Consider the following 534-nt stretch of genomic DNA (forward strand, 5'->3'; position numbering starts at 1 on the left):
CCTCGGCCGTGTCGTAGCGCCAGTGGAACGCGTGCTTGCGGACGACGTGGTTGTTCTTCGACTCGACGTTGGCCTGGTCGTTCTTCTTGTACGGCCGCGACCGGGTCTGCGCGATGTCGCGCTCCTGGAGCCAGTCGGCGACGTCATGGTTGATGAACTCGGAGCCGTTGTCGGAGTCGAACACGCGCAGCGGGAACGGGAACATGCCCTGCAGATCGGCGACGGCCTGCACGATCCACTTGGCTGCGTTGTTGCGGATCGACGCGTTCTCGGTCCAGCCGGTGACCAGGTCCGTCATCGTCAGCGTCCGCGCGAACTCGCCCTGGAACGTCGGCCCGCAGTGCGCGACGGTGTCCGCCTCGACCACCCCCGGCAACGTCGCGGGCTCGTCGCCGACCTTGCTCAGCCCGATCGAGTTGCGCAGCAACGGAGAGGGCTTCGTGGTCGAGATGCCGCGCAGCTGCATCGACCGGCGTGCCGGCGCCAGGTACCGGTCGATCGTGGCCGCGCTCATCGCCTCCAGCTCCGCGATCG

General features: G+C 67.8%; 1 protein-coding gene. It reads right to left on the bottom strand.

Annotated elements, in window-relative coordinates; translation table 11 throughout:
- Positions 1-514, bottom strand: a 514-nt coding sequence (locus BKD30_RS15010; RefSeq protein WP_235861736.1) for an integrase catalytic domain-containing protein, incomplete at its 3' end; no start/stop codon positions are given.
- Positions 515-534: the final 20 nt, after the last annotated feature.

It is taken from the genome of Tersicoccus phoenicis (assembly GCF_001968835.1).
GTDB classification, from domain to species: domain Bacteria; phylum Actinomycetota; class Actinomycetes; order Actinomycetales; family Micrococcaceae; genus Tersicoccus; species Tersicoccus phoenicis.